The sequence below is a fragment of the Rothia sp. HSID18069 genome (assembly GCF_003989155.1).
Classification (GTDB): Bacteria; Actinomycetota; Actinomycetes; order Actinomycetales; family Micrococcaceae; genus Rothia; species Rothia aeria.
The window spans coordinates 196,039-212,444 of the sequence record NZ_RBMG01000002.1 but is presented as its reverse complement, the minus strand read 5'-3'; the positions used below and the strand labels follow the sequence as shown (position 1 = coordinate 212,444).

Genomic DNA, 16,406 nt, shown 5'->3' with positions numbered 1-16,406 from the left:
CCATGCCCCCAGCTACACCTGAACCACCCGTTATTGAGCTTTTGACCCGCCCCGGCTGCCACCTGTGCGACGCTGCACGGCACACGGTGGCGCAAGTATGCACCGAATTTGGGGTGCCCTACACTGAGCTAAACATTGAGCTGTACCCGCAGCTGCTGCAGCGGCACGCCACCGAAATCCCGGTGCTGCGCATTGACGGGCAGCCGAAGGACTTTTGGCGTATTAACCCTAAACGGATGCGTAAGCTCATTGCCGCACGCATGCCTTAGCGCCAGCCGCCCCCGCTTCTGGCGAATTAGGGGCTATATGCGGCGCCCCTCGTTTTGGGGTAGCGTAGAAAATTTGAGAGACTGAGAGAATGACTACATCGGCTAAGGTCACGGTTCACCTGATGCGCCACGGCGAGGTGCATAACCCCGACCGCATCGTCTACGGGCGGCTACCCAACTACCACCTTTCGGAGAAGGGGCAGCAGATGGTGCGCATGAGCGCCCAGGAGTTTGCCCGGCGTCGGGGTGAAGGCGCGAACATTGTGCACCTGGTATGCTCCCCGCTGACCCGCACCCGCGAGTCGGCCGAGCCGATCACTGAGCTTCTGGGGCTTCAAGCGCACCCCGATGCGCGCGTGGTTGAGGCCGATAACTATTTTGAGGGTCTGCACGTGAACCGGCAGGAGCTTCTGAACAACCCGCGCCACTGGACGAAACTGTACAACCCGCTGCGCCCGTCCTGGGGCGAGCCGTACATTGTGCAGGTGCGCCGCATGGCTCAGGCCATTAAGGATGCCGCCCGCACCGCGTACCAGCAGGGCGGGGACGGGGCCGAGGCCATCATTGTTTCGCACCAGCTGCCCATCTGGGTGACTCGCCTGGCGCTTGAAGGTAAGCTATTGCAGCACGACCCACGTGCGCGCGAATGCAACCTGGCGTCGATTACTTCGCTCACTTTCGATAACCTGTTATCGGGGAACCCGCCGCAGGTGAGCGGCTACACGGAGCCCGCATCGCCCCTGTATTCGGGAGTGATTCAGCTGCCCGGCAGCTAAGACGCGGGTGTCTGCCGTTCAGCACCCCCTTCGCACACACCACCGGAAGGAACGCATGACTCCCACCCATAACCACACCCGCCGCACCGCCCTGCGTGCGGGTATTGCGCTGTGCGCGTCAGCGGCCGGGGCGGGCCTGCTGGCTGCGTGCTCTGAAGACACCTCCCTGTCAAAACAGGCGAATTCGGGTGATAATAAAGGCTACATTGCCGGGGACGGGTCGGTGACCGAGTACCAGGAGGCTGAGCGCGGCGAGCCCGTTGCGTTCACCGGTGAACTATTCGACGGCACCAGCGTGAACGCTGAGTCGTTGCGCGGCAAACCTACGCTCTTGAACTTCTGGTACGCCGGGTGCTCTCCCTGCCGTGCCGAGGCCAAAGACCTGCAGAAGCTCTACACCGACTATAAGGACAAGCTGGGGTTCTACGGTGTGAACGTGCGGGATGAGAAAAGCACCGCCGAGGCGTTTGAGCGCAGCTTTGAGATCACCTACCCCTCGTTTAAGGACGCCTCGGGTAAGGTACTGCTGTCATTGAGTAAGTATGTGCCCGCCCAGGCGGTGCCGACCACCGTGATTCTGGATTCGCACGGTAGGGTGGCGGCACGCATCTTGGGTCAGGCGAACCCGTCGGTGCTGAAAACCCTGATTGAGACCGCTGTGAAGGGTGCCTAGCGTGCCTGCTGGAACCGGTATGATGCTCACCCCCGCCGCTGTGGCTGCCACGGCGGGTGCTGCGCCGTTGGCGAGTATCAGCTCAACCGTGCTGGATGGTTCCCTGTGGCTCTCCATCCCGTTGGCGGCGCTGGCGGGGCTGGTGTCGTTCGCTTCACCGTGTGTGCTGCCGCTGGTACCCGGCTACCTGGGGTATGTGGCGGGTCTTGCAGGCTCGCAGCCGCAGGCACCCGAAGGCTCCGCGGCCGCATTGTTCCAGGGGAAGAAAACGGCGGCGGCACATAACCCCGCACCCCAAAAAGCCGCAGAAAACACCAAAAACCCGCCCGAGGCAACATCGGGGGTGGCTGTGGCGGCCGCCCCCACCGACCCGAAAACCCCAGGTTCGCAGCCCGGTAAGGGGCGCCTTCACGCACAGCAGACCCGCCGTCACACCCGCCGGATGCTCGCCGGGGTGGCCCTGTTCGTGCTCGGGTTCTCCGCAGTTTTCGTCACCCTATCGGTGCTACTGGCCCAGGTGGGTGCCGCCCCCTGGCTGAAAGGGCAGGCGTGGGTGAATATTCTGCTGGGTGCACTCGTGATCCTCATGGGTGTTGTATTCATGGGGCGGCTGAGCATTCTGCAGGTCGATAAACGGTTCCACACCCGCACCGGCACGGGCCTGTGGGGTGCGCCGGTGCTGGGAGTCACCTTCGGGCTGGGGTGGGCGCCGTGCATTGGACCCACCTTCGCCGCAGTGCAAACCCTCGTGTTCACTGGCGGGGCCGCAACCTTCAAGGCTGTGGTGCTCACCTTCGCCTACTGCCTGGGTTTGGGTGTGCCGTTCCTACTGGTCGCCTATTTCGCGGCGCGCGGGGTGAACACCACCGGGTGGGCGAGCACGCATAAACGCGGGATTCAGCGTGCGGGCGGGGCGATGCTCATCCTGATCGGCATCCTTATTTTGACTGGCGCCTGGAACCACCTCATGGCCTGGGTTCAGGCGGCGCTACCGGTTTACGAACTACCAATCTGACGGGGTACATATGGCACGCACACACACTGACGCCCCGGCGCTGGGAATCACCGGGATGCTCCGCTGGGGTTGGACGCAACTGACGAAAATGAACACCGCCTTGCTGCTGCTTCTGCTGCTGGCGGTTGCGGCAGTTCCCGGGTCTATGTTTCCGCAGCGCATTCAAGACCCCGCGAAGGTGACGGACTATATTAAAACCCACCCCGGCTGGGGCGAGTTTGCCGATAAGATACAGCTGTTTGATGTTTTCTCCTCCGGGTGGTTCTCGGCCATCTACCTGCTGCTGTTTATTTCCCTGATCGGGTGCGTTACCCCGCGCGCTATTAAACATGCTAAAGACTGGCGTAAACCGCCCGCGCGCACCCCCAAGAACCTTTCCCGCATGCCCGTGCACCGCACGATCGATATTGACGCGGATGCGCTCACCCCCCAGGCCGCGATAGAGGACGCCGCCGCGATCCTTCGTAAACGCCGCTACCGGGTGCAGATCCGGGAGGAAGGAGACGGGCAGTACTCGGTGGGGGCCGAACGCGGCTACCTGCGTGAGGTGGGGAACATCCTGTTCCATGTGGCGATGATCGGCATCCTGGTTGGGGTGGCGGTCGGCTCGCTTTTCGGGTACCGGGGCCAAAAAATCCTGGTGGAGGGGGAGACGTTCGTAAACTCCCTGATCGGCTACGACTCGTTCACCCCCGGCACGAACTATAACCCCGACTGGCTGAACCCGTACGCCGTGACGCTCAATAACTTTCAGGTGCGCTACGACAGGCAGCGCGACAGCCACACCTACGGGCAGGATCTGGACTATAACGCCCAGCTGACCGTGCAGAACCCCGGCAGCAGCCCCGAGCAGAAAACCCTCAAAGTGAACGAGCCGGTTGATGTGGGCGGCACCAGCGTGTTCCTCTCCGGCAACGGGTACGCCCCCATTGTGAAGGTGACCGACGGTGAGGGGAAAGTGGCGTATGAAGGCCCCGTGGTGGCCCTGCCAACTGACGGGAAGTACACCTCGTCGGTGGTGCTGAAGGTGCCCGATGCCCGCCCGGCCCAGCTGGGGTTTGTGGGCATGTTCCTGCCCACCGGCAGCTATGAGCGTGGGGCGGGCATCCCGCATTCGGTGGATTCAGCCCCGGCGAACCCTATGCTGGTGCTGCAGTCCTATTCGGGGGATTTGGGTTTGAACTCGGGCCAGCCGCAGAACGTGTATGTGCTGGACACCTCTAAGCTGACCGCGTTGAACAGCATGGCGAACCAGAACGGTATTGTGCTGGATGCGCAGCACCGCATCGCCACCCTGCCGGAAGGTAACGGCACCATTGAGTTCATGGGGTATAAGCGGTACGTGGGGATGGAGGTGCGCCACGACCCGGGGCAGAATATTGTGCTGTACTCGTTTGTGGTGGCTTTTGTGGGGCTGATTGTGTCCCTGTTTGTGGCGCGCCGCCGCGTGTGGGTGCGTGCCAGCACCAATGAGGGGGTGCTTACCGTAGAGTACGGTCTGCTTGCGCGCGGGGAGGACCCGCGTCTTGCCGCTGAGGCTGAGCGTATTACGGATGCTTTCGCCGCCCGGTGGGGGCTGGAATTTGCTGAGGAGCCCTCATCCGAGGAGCCGACTGAGAAAACCGAGGGGAAGTAGCCCATGCTGAACGAGACATTAGCGCGCTACAGTGAGCTATTCATGTATATTGCCGCGCTGATTTACACCGTGGTGTTCGTGGCGTTCACCTGGGATGTGGTGAAGAATTCGCGGGTAACCCGCCGTCTGGAGGGTGCCGCGGCACCTCGTGAGGCGGAGTTAGAGGAGGAACAGGCGGCTGAGCCTGTTACCGCGGGCGCGGCCACCTCCGTTGCGGGTGCGGAGAAAACCGGCAGGAAAACCGCCGCGAAGTCGTCGGTTAAGATGAGCGCGAAAGCCACCCGTGTTGAACGCACCGGCGGCGCTGAGACCGGCACGGGCGAGCGGGGCGCCGGGTACCGGGGTGCGGCGGCACGCGCGCTTGAGGGCCATGTGGCGGACTCTTCGATGCTGTACACGGGCCAGAGCCGCCCGGCGGCGCGCATCGCCGTGATCGTTATGCTGATGGGGGCGCTGGTGCACGCGGCGGCGGTTATTATGCGCGGCGTGGCTGCGCAGCGTGTGCCCTGGGGGAACATGTACGAGTTCTGCACCACGGGCGCGCTGGTGGTGGTGGCCGTGTACCTGGTGGCGCTGATCTTCCGTGACCTGCGGTTCGTGGGCACGCTCGTGTCTGGGCTGGCGCTGATTATGATGTGCGCCGCCACCATTAGTTTCGCCACCCCCGTGGGGCACCTGAAACCGGCGTTGCAGAGCTACTGGCTGGTGATTCACGTGTCGATTGCGGTGCTTGCCTCCGGGGTGTTTACGATTACGTTCGCGATGGCGGTGCTGCAGCTGGTGCAGACCCGCCGTGAGCAGCGCATCCTGAACGGTAAATCGGGCGGGTGGGCGTTTATGCGCCTGGTTCCGAGCGCCCAGGCCCTTGAGAATTTTGCGTTCCGCCTGAACGCTTTGGCGTTTGTGATGTGGACGTTCACGCTTGCCGCTGGTGCTATTTGGGCGAGCCAGGCGTGGGGCCGCTACTGGGGCTGGGACACTAAAGAGGTGTGGACCTTCGTGATCTGGGTGGTGTACGCGGCGTATCTGCATGCGCGTGCAACCCGCGGCTGGGCTGGCCCGCGTTCGGCGTGGCTGTCTATTATCGGCTATTTGTGCATTATTTTTAATTTCACGGTGGTGAATATTTTCTTCTCGGGCCTGCACTCGTATTCGGGGTTGTAAACCCGCCCCGTAGAACTGCCTGCGTCCCTGTGCCTGTGCGCGCCGCAGCGGCCTAAAGCTAACGCGCGGCCACGAACGGTTCAGTCATAAACATGTGCTGGTGCAGCCAGCCCAGGGAGCGTGAAGACAGGGGGCCGCACACAGCATGTAGACGCTTTCCCGCCGGGGGAGCGAGGACAAACGCACACAGTGGGGGAGTGCCTGAGGTTACCCGGGGTGCTGCCCAGTGGTTGATGGTGTCTGCCAGGCCGGGGCTATTTCTCGCCGTCAGTGTCGTCTGTGGCGTCGTCGCGGGGTTCTTGCCGCTGCCTGTCTCGTTTTTGCCGTTCTGCTTTGGCTTTGAGCCAGCGCAGGTACTCTTCATCGTCGTCTGGGGCTTTCGGCGCGGGAGGCACAGTACCCCGCCTGCCTTTCAAACCCCGGCCCGTATCCGCAGCGGGCGGCTGTTCGGCTGCACTTTTTTCGCTGCGGGGCCTGCCGAAGAACAGCCAGAAAACCGGCCCCACAATGGGGAAGAAGATGATGACAATAATCCACAGCCACTTGGGGAGGGTGCGCGCATCGGCGGCCGGTGTGCGGGCGGCATCCAGCAGGGTGTACAGGCTCAACCCAATCACCAGCGCGAACGCGCCGATTATCATCATCGCTCGTGTCATGCTCTAAGTCTGCCACAGGAATCTTGGGGGCGCATCCATGCTGCGGCTAGACTGGTGGGTATGAACTTCTTCAAGTACACCCTGGTGCGTTTCGGCTTGCTCGTGTTCTTCTTCTACCTGTATGAGCTGTTGGGGGCTGGGATTCTCGTCTCGGGGGGTTGCGCGATTGTTTCGGCTTTTGCGGTGGCGTATATTTTCTTTCCGCGTCTGCACGCGGCCGCCAGCCAGGATACGGCCCGGTTTTTTAAGCGCACCCCCAAGGTGAAAAATAAGGAAGAAGAGGAAAACCGCGCTATTGAGGATGAGCTGGTGGAGTCGCAGAAAAAAGAATCTGGGGAGGACTTCTAAACGGCCCTCGGCGCCTGCGTCTGCACACGTGATGGGCGGGACCCGCTGTGTTTTTGCCAGCAGGTAGTGTGTACCCGCTGCTGTGCCCAGTCCACAGCACGCGCAGAAGGCTAGGTCTCTTATTCTGCCTAGAGATCCTAGCCTTCTGCGGACGGTGCGCCAGCCTACCCCTGTGCCAGGTATTCCAAGAACTGGTGGGTCAGCTGCGCATCGTGCGCTAACGCCGTACCGTTCAGATGCGTGACCGGGGCGAGCAGACGCACCGAGGAGGCGAGCCAAACCCCATCTGACTCGAAAAGATCCTGCGGGTATAGCGGACCGTAACCCAGCTCCCAGCCGTCGCGCCGCGCCGCCTCAAAAATAGCGCCCTGCGTGGTACCGGGCAGGATTCCGTGGTTCGGTTCGGGAGTGTACAGCGTCTTTACACCGTTTTCGATACGCGCCATCAGCACCGACGAAGTTGCCCCCTCCAGAATGCGGCGGTTGTCGGTCATAAAAATCGCGTCATCCGCACCGCGGCTGTGCACATACCGCAAAACCGCCATATTGACCGCATATGAGAGGGTTTTCGCGCCCGCCAACAGCCACGGGTATGCGGTGTTGTCGGCGGGGTCGTGCCCGCGTGGCAGCAGCATGGCCTTCACGCCGTTCTGCCGCTGGTTCACGGTAGTTTCGGGCACCGGGGACGCGATCAGCAGGGTGTATGGACCGGCGGGCATTCCCACAGAGGCACGTGGCAGCCCGCGCGAGATAATGATTTTGACAATATGCTCTTCGCCGAGTTCCGTGTGGGCGCCGGGTACGGCCTGGGCGAGAAGGTTTGCCAGCGCATCCTGAAGCTGGTGCAGGTCGGGTTCGGGCAGGTCGAGCATACGCGCCGAAGATTCGAGTCGGGCGAGGTGCATATCAAGTTTTCGTACCCGCCGATCTACGGCGAGCATGGTCTCAAAAATGCCGTCGCCACGGGTAAATCCTTGATCTTCCACGCCGATAAGCGGTTGGGTGGGGTCTACGGCAACGCCTTGCGGGTTCTCTGAATTTAGGAGCATCACGGAACTAGTCATGTTTCCAGTGTAGTGGCTCACGTGCCCTCACCGCAGTGCACGCCGAGCGGGCCCAGCTCCCAGGTGGCGCTTTCGGCGATAAAGTATATGTCTGCCTCGGCTATGTCCTCGAAGGTCTCGGGGTTGTCGTTATATCCTTCGATGTCGAGCCCGATTTTGCCGTCCCGTTCGAGAGTATGAACTCCGCTGCATATGCTGATGAACGGACCTTGCACCCGGTAGTCCGAAATATCTTCCAGGGTTACGGTGACGTACCGCCAGACGTCGTCGGTAGCGGCCTTCTCCCAGCCGCCGTCTACATGGTTCCGGTCCACCGCGCAGAATCGCAGACGAACAGCTGTTCCCTTTGCATAGGTTATGGTGATCGAATCCAGCCAGCAGTCGTAGAAGTGGTTGAACCGTTTGATGATCTCTGCACTTGTGAGGTTTTCGTCGGGGCTCACGGTCAGTCTCCTTAAAATCTTAGGATTTATCAGAATACCAGCAGCTAGGGCGATTACGAGGAGAAGCGGGTTTCTGCTCGAAAATGATGATATTTTTTCATCTTTTCGGCAAAACCCGCTTCTTGGGCATCAACGTCTTAACACGCTCGAAGCGAAGCGCTAGCGCCCACCTTCGCCGCCGTCTGCCGCATAGTCGGCGTCCTTACGCGGGGTTGTGAAGAGCACAAGCGCGGTCATCAGTGCGAAGCCCAGAATTGAGAACGCCATCGGCATGTAGGAACCTTCGCCGCCCAGCGAAACCAGGGGCGCGGCAAGTCCGCCCAGAAGCGCCTGAATCGTGCCCATCACGGCGGATGCGCTGCCCGCCATATGGCGTGCCTCGTTCAGTGCCAGCGCCGAGGCGTTACCGAAGATCAGGCCCACCGAGCAGGTGAGGCAGAACAGCAGAATCAGGGTGGGCCACAGCGAAATCCCGATGAGGAACGAACCGGTGAGCAGCACCGAAACAACCAGCAGGGCGCTCACACCAACATTCACGATGGTGCGTTGGGCGACCTTCCCCACCAACGCGGTCGCCAGCGAGCTCATGGCCACAATGCCCAGGGAGTTCACGCCGAACGCGAGAGTGTACTGCCCGGCGTCAAGCCCCAGAATTTTCTGCAGCACAAAAGTTGAGCCCGAAATATACGAGAAGAGCGCCCCGAACGCGAAACACATGGTCAGTGAGAACCCCATATACCGGCGGATCCTGAATACTTTCGGAATTTCGGAGTACACGCTCAGCGCGGTGCCTTGGTAGCGTTTTTCGGCGGGCAGGGTTTCCCGCAGAATAAAGATGACGGCGAGCATGAGGGCACCGGTAATAACGGTCAGCACGTTAAACACTGAACGCCACGTACCCCATGAGAGCACCCACCCGCCGAAGAGCGGTGCCAGCACGGGGGCGAACCCGTTAATCATCATCATGATGCCCATGAGCTTGGCGGTGGCCAGCCCCTTCGTGGTGTCGGCGACGATGGAGCGGGCCAGTACCGCGCCGACTGAGCCGCTGAAGCCCATCAGAAAACGTGCCGCGATGAACACCTCAATGGTGGGGGAGAAGGCGCATAGTGCCGTGGCGGCGAAGCACACGGCTGAGCCGATCAGCAGCGGGGTGCGGCGCCCGGTTTTATCGGAGAGCGGGCCGATTATAAGCTGCCCGAGCGCCATACCAACCATGAAGGCGCTGAGGGTCATGGAGGCGGCGGCCTCGGTGGTGTGCAGCTCCTCGGCAATGGTCGGCAGCGAGGCGATATACATGTCGATGCCCAGCGGGGCGATGGCGGTGAGCGCCGCCAGGGTGACAATAGTTGCCGGGGAAAGCCCGAATGAGGGCTTCGCGTGGTTGGGGTGCTGAGTATTGGTCTGTGACGTAGACACTGGTGTACTGTATGCTTTCTAAATTTTGGGGATGCGTAACGGCGCCGGGCCTGCCTGCTGCTTCGTGGGGCGGGCGGGTGCACCCGGCTAGAAACGCACTCATCCAGTCTAGCGGCGGTCACTCACGCACCGTAAGCCAGTGGATGCGTGACCTGCACCTCTTCCGGTGTGGTGGGGGTTAGAGGGCGGAACCAGCCTAAGCCGGTTCGCTACCCGGTGCGGTACACCCAGTCAGGCCCCTCAGGCCAGCCGGGGCTGGTGATGTAGTACGAGCCGTAATCCTCGAATAGTTGTTCTTCTTGCGCGGCCCACATGTTCCAGTAGGGCCGGTAGGTTTCCCCGTCGCGCGCCATCGCCCGCTCATACCGCACCCCGGTATCGGCCTGCACCAGCACACCGTATTTGAACGCCCCGCAGAGCGCCCCCACCCCTTCGCACACGATCACCGACGCGGCATCCGGGAGCACAGTGACTGGTGAGGCCGGGCGGTTCTGCTCCCAATCCCAGGGGGTGTAGCTGCCGGGCGTGTGCGTGGCCAGGCTGGCGCTGAGCCGCCCCCACTGCTCCACACCGGCCTCCAGACCGTCCCAACCGGGGTACATGTTCTCAAGGGATAGCTCCAGCACCGTCAGCGGCCCGCCCTGCACCGGGTGCTGCCGCAGGGTGGCGGCAAGGCGCCGCGCGAGAGTGGTTTTACCGCTGCCGCTGCGCCCGTCCACAGCAATAATGTAAGGGCGCGGGCCGCTGATAATGCGGGGCAGCAAATCATCCGTGAGGCCCCGAAACTGGTCACTCATGCGGCGTCGCCCTCGGCGGCAAGACCCGCGATCAGCGCCCGCGCCGCAGTGTCGATAAGCTCGGTCGTGTATTCGAAGTCACGCATCTGCCCGTACCAGGGGTCGTAGATGCCCAGCTCGTCCAGGTTCTTGCCCGCCATCGCGGGGTCGAAGGAGCGCATCATACGGATTTTGGCTTTGTCGTCTTCGGTGCGCGCAAGCTGCTTCAGGTGCAGGTAGTGCGGGGTGTCCATCGCCAGAATCAGGTCGTAGCGGTCGAAGTCTTCGGCTACGAATCTGGATGCGCGGTGCCCGCTGGGGTCGATGCCGCGCGCGGTGAGTATGCGGCCGGCGCGGGTGTCGATGGGGTTGCCGATTTCGTAGTCCGTGATGGCGGAGGACGCGACCTCAACCTCAAGCCCCGCCTGGCGCGCGTGCTCACGAATCAGGTATTCGCCCACGGGGGAGCGGCAAATATTTCCGGTGCAGACAGTCATGATGCGGTACATAGTTTTAAGTGTATGCCAGCGGCACCAGAAAGGCAGCGGTATGAGGGCTGCCTGCCGAAGCGTCGTTTCTATTCAGAAGAGTTTTTTGCATTCAGAAGAGCTTACCGCTTCTGAATGCAAAAAACTCTTCTAGATAGGCAGGCAAGTTTTGGCTGTTACACCTCAAAACGGGTTTTAGCCTCGCGCAAGTACGCCTCCCACAGAGCATAGAGTCTGTCGATGTTCTCTTGACGAGTGTACGTTGAAGGGTCATAGTCGGTCGGGGGCATGTATCGCACGAACGGGGTCACATCCTCGGGGTAGCCAAAATCGGCGTGAAGAATTTCTACCTCGCCCAGCGGGTCGTCAAAGTTCTTGCGGTGCTCATACACATGTTTGAGCAGCAGGTACAGCCAGAGCGCGTGGCGGGGGTCGGTGCTTCCGGGGTCGGGGTCGGTGAGTTCAGGGGAGTCTTCGCGCTGCGCGAGTTCGGCCAGAATCCCATCAACCCGGTAAGCGTGGTCGGGTTTGCACTGGTAGAGCTCGTATTCCAGGTCGCTGGAGTCTTCCTTCAGCCGGTCGGATGCGTATCGCAGAATATCTGCGTGGCTGATGTATCCCTGCGCGAGCCCCCAGCGTAGCCCCTGCCAGGTGAGGGCACTCTTCCTGATGCCTTCATAGCCTATGTAATACGTACTCAGCATCTAGTAGTTGCTTCCCATCTTTGTAGTCCCACGAATAACGCAGCATTTGGCGTATTACCTAACCCGAGAGGGTGGGCGATACGCCTAAAGGTGCTTTATTCGGGTGAGTCCTGCGACGTACCTGATGAATCCTGCCCCGGCGCGGAATTATCCTTCAGCTTGGGCCAGAAAATGTAGGTGAATATGGCGCAGACGGTCGCAACAGCCGCGCCTGCCGCAAACCCCCGCCCGGAGCCGCCAAAACCACCGAACAGGAGAGTGCCAATAGGCAGAGCGAACATGAACACGATAACGGAAGTATAGTAGCGGGTCATGGTGATTCTTTCTTGGTGTGTGCAAGGGGGTGTTGTATGTTCGGCGTTACCTCAGATGGTACTAGACATCCCGCCGCGCCGATAGCTCTCAGCCTTAACACGTCGTAATAAGGTCTTTCCACGCTCTGGTTATAGATCTGCAACTGCCCATATTTCTTATGGGTGCGGACTGCGCTAATTACGAGTACTAGAATCTTCACCCGTTTCTTCCGGTATAAACTTGAAGGGAACTCCTCATCCTCACACTGTGCACAGGTGTTCCAAGAAGGTACGTGGCTCGGTGTAATCGTTATGGATTAATGCTTTGGATTTGATTCGCTCTTTTTAGGCCAAGGGTTCATTTTAAGTTTAAGCTTCTTTTCGACCTGTGGAACGCCATTGGCAGAAACACCTTTTACAGAGATTCCCTTAATACTGTCATCAGAGATACTAATTTTGGTTAATAATGGATTAAAGACTATGCATCCCTTTGGAATAGTAATAATAGTTCTGTCGGGGCTAAGGTGCTTTTCTGTCTCAATTTTGTAGGGGCTATCAGGTGAAACTTCGAAGTTATAATTTCGTGGATCATCCTTCTTATATAGGAACCTTGCTTTATATGTTTTATCACTTAGTGTGTATTCAAATATTGGCTTATTCTGGAAGATCGCCTCGGAGAAGTCAACATTTTTGAGAAAGGTCGCCCCGGAGAAGTTAGCGTCCTGGAAGGTCGCTCTAAAGAAGTCAGCGTCCTGGAAGGTCGCTCTAAAGAAGTCAGCGTCCTGGGCGAAGGTTGCCTCGTAGAAGCATGTGTCCTGGAAGGTCGCTCTAAAGAAGCTAGCGTCCTGGGCGAAGGTTGCCCTAAAGAAACTTGATGGATTACCAAAATAACTATAATTGAATTGGGTGTAGTAGAAAAAAACTGTGTTTGAGAAATCATACTCAAAATATGACCATGTTCCAGGTTTAACTTCACCTTTACCATCTTCGTTCTTATCCTTATTGCTATTGAGTCGTTTTTCAATTTCTGCCAGAATTGTTTGACGGACCTCCTGTTCTTCTCTAAAAATTGATTTGTCGCGTAAAAACTCTTCGCGAGATTGTTTGTTGTCTTGGTGCTCTTCAGGTTTGGGAGTGGAGTTATCTACAGAATTTTCAACGGACTGTGTAACTTGGTTTTTATCTTGGTATTTCTGCTGATATTCTTCGTAACTAAGAGTAAGTTCATCATGGCGTTCAGCCAACGGAAAAGAAGAACGTATATACGCACACAGGCTGTCGATAATAATTTGTCCTTCTTGACGGCGTTTCTCCATAGAAGTGAGAGTTTTCTCGTCATCTAACCAATCATCAACGAGCTTGGCTAAGGTGTAGACGCCTCCAAGGCGGATAGCGGATTTATCGTCGGCGAGCTGTTCAATCGCTTTGGCATAACGAGCGCGTCGTTCAGCGTGTACCTGTCGAGTATGGTCTTGGTCGTTCTTGTCTTTTTCTTGAATGTTCTTGCGTCGGTTCTCCCACAGGGTAAGTATTGCAAGAACACCACCGGTAGCGGCAAGGATAGCCTGGCGTAGAGTTGAAATACTATCGCCTGCACTGAATGGTTGAGAGACTATAAGAGGAAGCCCAAACGCGCTTAGTCCACCTATAACGGCAACAGCAATAAGAACTGTATAAAACCAGTTCTTCCTCCACCATGACCCGTTTCTCTTAGGGGTCTTAGAACTTTTTGTTGACTCTGTCATTATCTTCGGTATTCCTTAACCTAATTCGAACACTCATTCTTCATCATAAGGCTAAGAATGTCCGAAGTGTCGGATTTACTGTTGTTAACCCCGTATATTACGTAGGGCAGAGGTAAAAGCCTGTGGAATCCCTGTGTCTATGTGAAATAGCCCCTGAAGGGGCTTTGAGCTCGACCCCTCACCTCTAAAGCCCTGATCTCAAACACTTGTACCCACCCAGAACTCCCGCATCCATCCGCACCCGGACTCACCCCTTCGCCCACTGCGCGAAAATAAATTGAGTCTTTTCCACTCAAGTCTGTTGACATCCGCCCAACCATGTGTAAAACTTGAGTACATGAGGCTCAAGGGGTCACTCGCTGGGCAGCAATCCAAGCACACTTTCTACCGTGCATGCGCTCGGCCTAAAACCCCTCACGCCCCGAAAATCTAACCAAGGAACCCGCCTCGCCAAGAAGCGGGGCATAACACTAAGGAGTACAAAAACATGGCACGTGCAGTCGGTATTGACCTCGGCACCACCAACTCGGTCGTATCCACCCTCGAAGGTGGCGACCCCGTAGTTATTGCAAACGCTGAAGGCGCCCGCACCACCCCCTCCGTCGTCGCATTCTCCAAGGACGGCGACGTTCTGGTCGGTAGCGTGGCAAAGCGCCAGGCGGTCACCAACGTTGACCGCACCATCTCGTCCGTCAAGCGCCACATGGGCACCGACTGGACGACGGAAATTGACGGCAAGAAATACACCCCGCAGGAAATTTCCGCACGTATTCTGCAGAAGCTCAAGGGCGACGCCGAATCCTACCTGAACGACAAGGTGACCGATGCGGTTATCACCGTCCCCGCATACTTCAACGACGCTGAGCGCCAGGCCACTAAGGAAGCCGGCGAAATCGCGGGTCTGAACGTTCTGCGTATCGTGAACGAGCCGACCGCAGCCGCACTGGCTTACGGCCTGGACAAAGGTAAAGAAGACGAACTGATTCTGGTCTTCGACCTTGGCGGCGGTACCTTCGACGTTTCCCTGCTTGAAGTTGGCAAGGACGAAGACGGCTTCTCCACCATTCAGGTGCGCGCAACCAGCGGCGACAACCGCCTGGGCGGCGACGACTGGGATCAACGCGTTGTGGATTGGCTGCTTGAGCAGGTCAAGTCCAAGACCGGTGCAGACCTCTCCAAAGACAAGATCGCTCTGCAGCGTCTGCAGGAGGCAGCTGAGCAGGCTAAGAAGGAGCTCTCCAGCGCATCCAGCACCAACATTTCGCTGCAGTACCTCTCGGTAACCCCCGAAGGTCCCATTCACCTGGACGAGAAGCTCACTCGCGCAAAGTTTGAGGACCTCACCAGCGACCTGCTGGCACGCACCAAGAAGCCCTTCCAGGACGTCATTGCGGAAGCAGGCATTAAGGTGTCGGACATTTCCGAGGTTGTGCTCGTGGGTGGTTCCACCCGTATGCCCGCCGTGGCTGAGCTGGTGAAGGAACTCACCGGCCGCGAGCCCAACAAGGGTGTTAACCCCGATGAGGTTGTGGCAATGGGTGCAGCCCTGCAGGCTGGTGTGCTCAAGGGCGACCGTAAGGACGTTCTGCTGATCGACGTGACCCCGCTGTCCCTCGGTATCGAAACTAAGGGTGGCGTGATGACTAAGCTGATCGAGCGCAACACCGCCATTCCGACCAAGCGTTCTGAGACCTTCACCACCGCTGAAGACAACCAGCCTTCCGTGTCGATTCAGGTGTTCCAGGGTGAGCGTGAATTCACTCGCGACAACAAGAACCTGGGTACCTTCGAGCTGACCGGTATCGCCCCCGCACCGCGCGGCGTACCCCAGATTGAGGTCACCTTCGATATTGACGCCAACGGCATTGTGCACGTCTCCGCGAAGGACAAAGGCACTGGTGCTGAGCAGTCCATGACCATCACCGGCGGCACCTCCCTCTCGAAGGACGACATTGACCGCATGGTCAAAGATGCCGAGGCTCACGCAGAGCAGGATAAGGCACGCCGCGAGGCAGCCGACACCCGCAACGCCGCCGAGTCCGTGGCATATTCCGTCGATAAGCTGCTGAAGGAGAACGGCGAGAAGCTGCCCGAAGACGTCAAGACTGAGGTTCAGGGCGATGTCGATGCTCTCAAGAAGGCTCTTGAAGGCGATGACGACGATGCCGTGAAGTCCGCCCTGGAGAAGCTGCAGGCATCACAGACCAAGCTGGGCGAGGCCCTGTACGCTTCCGCACAGGCAGAGGCTAACGCAGACTCCGCTTCTTCCTCCAAGGATGATGAGGACGTTGTAGACGCCGAAGTTATCGACGAGGACGAAGACGAGAAGAAGTAATCATGGCTGAACACGAAAACACTGCGGGCGACCCGCTGGAGGAGGCATTCAACGCCCCCGCCGCCGAGGGTCACCCCGAGGCCGAGGAAGCCCCTGCCGCAACCGATCAGGCTGCGGCGGGGGAAACCCCCGAACCGAGCGAGGAAGCACCCTCAGAGGATGCGAAACTCGCGGCAGAACGCCTGGACAGCCTGCTTCGCCTGCAGGCGGAGTTCACAAACTTTAAGAACCGTGCCGCCCGCGAGAAGGAGCAGCTTCGGGAATTCGTGGCGAGCGATATTGTGAGTCTGCTTCTGCCGGTGCTCGACGATATTGACGCCGCACGCAAACACGGCGACCTGCAGGAAGGCCCCTTCGCCGCAATCGCCACCAAGCTTGAGGATTCTCTCAAAAAGGAAGGCGTGGAACGCTTCGGCGAGGTGGGCGAGCCCTTCGACCCGAATATTCACGAGGCGGTCATGCAACAGCCGACCAGCGAGGTAGAACCGGACCATATTTCGATGGTTCTGCGCTACGGGTACCGCGTGAAAGAGCGCGTGGTACGCACCGCCCAGGTTGCGGTGGCTGCCGCCGAATAAACGCTCCATAGAGCACACAACGGG

The 16,406-nt window shown here is 59.0% G+C and carries 18 protein-coding genes; 9 read left to right on the top strand and 9 right to left on the bottom strand.

What is annotated here, in order from left to right:
- Positions 1–2: 2 nt before the first annotated feature.
- The 6 genes from D8M41_RS06790 (at position 3) to ccsB (ending at position 5,533) form a co-directional block, all read left to right on the top strand.
- Positions 3–269, top strand: a complete 267-nt coding sequence (locus D8M41_RS06790; protein ID WP_006888200.1) for a glutaredoxin family protein — start codon at positions 3–5, stop codon at positions 267–269.
- An 89-nt stretch (positions 270–358) separates the two neighbouring features.
- A complete protein-coding gene (locus tag D8M41_RS06785; RefSeq protein WP_006888147.1) occupies positions 359–1,045 on the top strand; it encodes a histidine phosphatase family protein in 687 nt (228 codons plus the stop codon).
- 55 nt (positions 1,046–1,100) lie between these two features.
- Positions 1,101–1,718 carry a TlpA family protein disulfide reductase gene (locus D8M41_RS06780; RefSeq protein WP_006888252.1) on the top strand — a complete coding sequence of 206 codons (618 nt, stop codon included), beginning with the start codon at positions 1,101–1,103 and terminating at the stop codon, positions 1,716–1,718.
- A gap of 1 nt (position 1,719) precedes the next feature.
- On the top strand, positions 1,720–2,733 hold the full coding sequence (locus D8M41_RS06775; RefSeq protein WP_006888269.1) for a cytochrome c biogenesis CcdA family protein: 1,014 nt from the start codon (positions 1,720–1,722) through the stop codon (positions 2,731–2,733).
- Between the two features lie 10 nt (positions 2,734–2,743).
- Positions 2,744–4,369, top strand: coding sequence for a cytochrome c biogenesis protein ResB (gene resB, locus D8M41_RS06770; protein ID WP_006888138.1), 1,626 nt, complete (start codon positions 2,744–2,746; stop codon positions 4,367–4,369).
- A gap of 3 nt (positions 4,370–4,372) precedes the next feature.
- Positions 4,373–5,533 (top strand): c-type cytochrome biogenesis protein CcsB, encoded by a 1,161-nt coding sequence (ccsB, locus tag D8M41_RS06765; RefSeq protein WP_006888197.1) that lies wholly within the window; start codon positions 4,373–4,375, stop codon positions 5,531–5,533.
- Positions 5,534–5,787: 254 nt separating this feature from the next.
- Here the strand turns inward: ccsB and D8M41_RS06760 are convergent, their stop codons facing one another.
- Positions 5,788–6,189 (bottom strand): PLDc N-terminal domain-containing protein, encoded by a 402-nt coding sequence (locus D8M41_RS06760; RefSeq protein ID WP_081481261.1) that lies wholly within the window; start codon positions 6,187–6,189, stop codon positions 5,788–5,790.
- Positions 6,190–6,249: 60 nt separating this feature from the next.
- On the opposite strand from D8M41_RS06760, the gene D8M41_RS06755 reads away from it, so the two are divergent.
- Positions 6,250–6,537 (top strand): DUF4229 domain-containing protein, encoded by a 288-nt coding sequence (locus D8M41_RS06755; protein WP_023133745.1) that lies wholly within the window; start codon positions 6,250–6,252, stop codon positions 6,535–6,537.
- Between the two features lie 164 nt (positions 6,538–6,701).
- Here D8M41_RS06755 and D8M41_RS06750 read toward each other — a convergent pair whose 3' ends face one another.
- The 8 genes from D8M41_RS06750 to D8M41_RS06715 all read right to left on the bottom strand — a co-directional run bounded on the left by D8M41_RS06750 (position 6,702) and on the right by D8M41_RS06715 (position 13,469).
- On the bottom strand, positions 6,702–7,601 hold the full coding sequence (locus D8M41_RS06750) for an aminodeoxychorismate lyase (protein WP_126926646.1): 900 nt from the start codon (positions 7,599–7,601) through the stop codon (positions 6,702–6,704).
- A gap of 17 nt (positions 7,602–7,618) precedes the next feature.
- Complete coding sequence (locus D8M41_RS06745) at positions 7,619–8,044, bottom strand: hypothetical protein (protein WP_006888254.1); 426 nt, start codon at positions 8,042–8,044, stop codon at positions 7,619–7,621.
- A gap of 159 nt (positions 8,045–8,203) precedes the next feature.
- Positions 8,204–9,463 (bottom strand): multidrug effflux MFS transporter, encoded by a 1,260-nt coding sequence (locus D8M41_RS06740; RefSeq protein WP_126926645.1) that lies wholly within the window; start codon positions 9,461–9,463, stop codon positions 8,204–8,206.
- 209 nt (positions 9,464–9,672) lie between these two features.
- Positions 9,673–10,260 carry a hypothetical protein gene (locus D8M41_RS06735; protein WP_126926644.1) on the bottom strand — a complete coding sequence of 196 codons (588 nt, stop codon included), beginning with the start codon at positions 10,258–10,260 and terminating at the stop codon, positions 9,673–9,675.
- On the bottom strand, positions 10,257–10,736 hold the full coding sequence (locus tag D8M41_RS06730; protein WP_232018615.1) for a low molecular weight protein-tyrosine-phosphatase: 480 nt from the start codon (positions 10,734–10,736) through the stop codon (positions 10,257–10,259). Before D8M41_RS06730 ends, D8M41_RS06735 begins: the two co-directional genes overlap by 4 nt.
- A 167-nt stretch (positions 10,737–10,903) precedes the next feature.
- A complete protein-coding gene (locus D8M41_RS06725) occupies positions 10,904–11,431 on the bottom strand; it encodes a DUF2247 family protein (RefSeq protein ID WP_126926643.1) in 528 nt (175 codons plus the stop codon).
- A gap of 95 nt (positions 11,432–11,526) precedes the next feature.
- Entirely contained in the window at positions 11,527–11,745 is a 219-nt protein-coding gene (locus D8M41_RS06720; RefSeq protein ID WP_126926642.1) for a hypothetical protein, read from the bottom strand.
- A 296-nt stretch (positions 11,746–12,041) separates the two neighbouring features.
- Positions 12,042–13,469 (bottom strand): pentapeptide repeat-containing protein, encoded by a 1,428-nt coding sequence (locus D8M41_RS06715; protein WP_126926641.1) that lies wholly within the window; start codon positions 13,467–13,469, stop codon positions 12,042–12,044.
- Positions 13,470–13,956: 487 nt separating this feature from the next.
- Here D8M41_RS06715 and dnaK point away from each other — a divergent pair, with 487 nt between their 5' ends.
- Positions 13,957–15,804, top strand: a complete 1,848-nt coding sequence (gene dnaK / locus D8M41_RS06710) for a molecular chaperone DnaK (protein WP_006888157.1) — start codon at positions 13,957–13,959, stop codon at positions 15,802–15,804.
- Between the two features lie 2 nt (positions 15,805–15,806).
- Positions 15,807–16,382, top strand: coding sequence for a nucleotide exchange factor GrpE (locus D8M41_RS06705; protein ID WP_070536282.1), 576 nt, complete (start codon positions 15,807–15,809; stop codon positions 16,380–16,382).
- Positions 16,383–16,406: the final 24 nt, after the last annotated feature.